Source organism: Candidatus Polarisedimenticolaceae bacterium, assembly GCA_036376135.1.
GTDB lineage: Bacteria > Acidobacteriota > Polarisedimenticolia > Polarisedimenticolales > DASRJG01 > DASVAW01.
Genome location: DASVAW010000130.1, coordinates 1 through 3,264 on the forward strand (window position 1 = coordinate 1; position 3,264 = coordinate 3,264).

Sequence of the window (3,264 nt, forward strand, 5' to 3'; positions counted from 1 at the left end):
GCCCCCCTCGATCGCGACCGTCGCCGTCGACCGGCTGACGGGACTGCGCGCCGCGGAGGCGGCGGGGTGCACGTCGATCGTCCCCGAGGCGTTCGTCGAGGGGACCGAGCCCGCGATCGCATGCTCGGCCGCGGAGCACGAACGACTCCGGTTCCCGTGGCCGTTCCAGGCCTATCCGCTCGGCGAGGACGGCGCGCTCGAGATCCCGGTGGGAGACCTCGAGGGGCTGCTCGCCACCGAACCGTACGTGAGGCTCTCCGACGACGGCGACTCCCTCGAGTTCGCGGACGCGGCGGGGCGGGCGACGCTGGCGGTACGCACGCTCCCAGGCTCGTCCGTCGGCGTTCCGGACGACGTGGCCGCAAAGATCGACACCGCCGCGTGGGTCGGGGCGGACGGCCGTCGGCCGCTGATCGTCCGCGTCGGGAGCGGCACCGGTTTCGCGGTCGCCCGCTCGGCACCCTAGCCCGACGCTCAGGGGCACGCCGCGACGGAGCGCGGGGTCCCGTTGCTGCCTGCCCCCCACGATCCCGATCCGCAAGCGTTCCGGGCACGGACCAGATACCAGAACCCCGTCCCTGCCGGCGGCACGGCCGGATCCGAGGCCGACGTGGAAGGACTCCCGGCGACCGCGCACGTCTCGCCCGCGTGGCTTCCGGCCCTCAACTCCGCGAGCACTCCTCGAGCCAGGTCGAAGAGCGTCCCCGAGCCGACGTCGATGGGAAGCCAAGTCCACGTCGTGGCGTCGTCCGCCGCGACGAGCCCGGTGATCTCGGTCGGGGGGTCGAAGGAGCCGGCGTCGTCCGGCGCGCAATCCGGTCCATTCGCACGGCAGTCCCCGTCGAGGTCCGAATCGCACGCATCGCCGACGAGGTCGCCGTCGAGGTCGGCCTGCGAGGCGGCGGCGGCGAACGGACACCGGTCGGTCGCGTCGGGAAGGCCGTCGGCGTCCGAATCGGCCACGACGAAGTAGTGCCCTCCCGAGCGCAGCGGCTCGTTCAGCCCGGCGCCGCCCCCCCAGACGACCATCGAGTCGCCGGTCCAGGCGGAGCCGTGCATCGACCGCCCGGACGGCGCCCCGGGAGCCGCCACCGTTTCCCAGACGTTGGCGTCCGGGTCGTAGCGACGTCCATCACCCGAGAAGTCCCCTCCGTTCGCCGCGACCATTCCCCCCCAGACGACCATCCGGCCGCCGGTCCAGACCGCCGTCGCGTCGTACCTCCCCTCGGGGGCGCCGACGCTCGACATCGGCGTCCATGTGTCGGAGAACGGTTCGTAGCGGGCCCCGTCGGTGGGATGCGCCGGCGCCGAAAAGTCCGACACGCCGCCCCAGAGGAGCCACGTCGTTCCCGTCCAGGCGCTCGTGAGGCGGCTCCGGGCCGGAGGTTCTCCGATCGGGCTCATCGCCGACCAGCGATCGTGACGCGGATCGTAACGGATGCCGTCGCTCGCGAAGGTCACCGAGTCTTGTTCGCCGCCGAAGACGAGCACGTCGCAGCCCGTCCAGGTCGCCGAACGGTACGCGAGATCGAGCCTCGGCGGGAGGCTCGCGGGATACCACGCGTCGGCGACGGGATCGTACCGGCCACCGCCCGGCGATCCGGCGACGTCGCGCCCCCAGACGAGCACGTGGGTTCCGGTCGAGGCGGTGATGCTGGGGAAGATCGGCGGCGGGGCGCCGAGCATCGCCGTCGGCTGCCAGGTGTCGCCGACCGGGTCGTACCGCGCTCCCGCATTCGTCGGACCCGGCCCGCCCCCCCAGACGACGAGTCGGCCGCCGGCCCAGGCGACCGCCGAGGAATACTGTGGCGGAGCTCCCGTGGAGCCCATCGGGGACCAGGCATCCACGAGCGGGTCGTAGCGCGTGCCCTCGTAGAGGAACTCGCCGGTGGCGCCGCGCCCCCCCCAGACGAGCATGAACGCGCCGGTCCAGACGGTGACGTGGTCGGTGCGCGGAGCGGGAGTATCACCGCTCTCCGTCGGGAGCCACGCGTCCGCGAGCGGATCGTAGCGGCCGCCGGTGTCCTGTCGCGGCACGGAGTTTTCCCCTCCGCCGCCCCACACGATCATGTGCGTGCCGGTCCACACTGCAGCGGCGCGATCTCTGCCCTGTGGAGCCCCACTCGTGCTGATCGCGCTCCACGCGTTCGCCGCCGGGTCGTATCGCCCGCCGCCGTTGAAATAGCTCCCTCCCCCGGTGCCGCCCCAGATGAGCATCGAGGTTCCCGTCCAGACCGCGACGTGCCTCCCGCGACCGGCGGGGGCGCCGACGCTGTTCAGCGCCGTCCAAGCGTTCCCCGTCGCGTCGTAGCTCGCACCGTCGTCGGCGTCGCCGCTCTCGGTGAATCCGCCCCAGACGATCATGCGCGTCCCGGTCCACACCGCCGTGTGGTCGACGCGCGGCGCGGGTGCGCCCGTCGTCGCGAGCGCGCTCCAACTGTCCCCCGCGGGATCGTAACGGCCGCCTCCCGCGACCAACCCGAGGAAGAGGGACTCGCCGCCCCACACGATCATCCGCGATCCGCTCCAGACGGCGGAGTGGCCCCCTCGCGCACCGGGAGCGCCCGCCGTCCGCGTCGCCGCCCAACTGTCGGTGGCCGGGTTGTAGCGGGCGCCGGTCGCGACGGCAACACCGTTCGCGTCGAATCCGCCCCAGACCACCATGACGGTGCCGGTCCAGACGGCGGTGTGGCGGTTTCTCGGTCCGGGGGCCCCGGAGGACGCGATCGGGCTCCACGTGTCTCCGACGGGGTCATATGCCGCACCGGTGCCGAGCACGGCACTCGCACCGGACCCGCCCCAGACGATCATCCGTGAGCCGGTCCAGACGGCGGAGTGTTCCAGGCGCGCAGCGGGAGCGCCGATCGTCGTCATCGGGGTCCACGTGTCGATCAGGGGGTCGTAGCGTTGACCGTCCGCCATGGGTCCGCGAGCGGAGAATCCTCCCCATACGAGCATCTCCGTTCCGGTCCAGACGGCCGTGTGCCCGGTGCGGGGATCGGGGATGGATAGCGAACCGTTCCCCCAAGTGTCGTCGACGCCGCCCCCGGTCGCCGGCTGCGGCAGCGGGCCGGACGCGCCGCCGTCGACGACACTCGACGCCTGATCGGTCGCTGCGACGACGGCGTACTCCCGCGCCAGACGATCGGCGATCGACGGGATCGCGAGCACCGCGCGGACCCGCGGCGCGTCGTCTCCCAGCGCCGCGTAGGCGGCGCGCAGTCGCTCCGGCATGCGAGTGTCCCGGGCGATGCGACGCAGTTC

2 protein-coding genes are annotated in these 3,264 nt (G+C 73.0%); one reads left to right on the forward strand and one right to left on the reverse strand.

The window, feature by feature from the left end; all coding sequences use genetic code 11:
* The coding region (locus VF139_13470) for a hypothetical protein (protein HEX6852402.1) at positions 1-466 on the forward strand (466 nt) is incomplete at its 5' end.
* An 8-nt stretch (positions 467-474) separates the two neighbouring features.
* On the opposite strand, the gene VF139_13475 is transcribed toward VF139_13470, so the two are convergent.
* Positions 475-3,234 carry a hypothetical protein gene (locus VF139_13475; protein ID HEX6852403.1) on the reverse strand — a complete coding sequence of 920 codons (2,760 nt, stop codon included), beginning with the start codon at positions 3,232-3,234 and terminating at the stop codon, positions 475-477.
* Between the last annotated feature and the right edge of the window lie 30 nt (positions 3,235-3,264).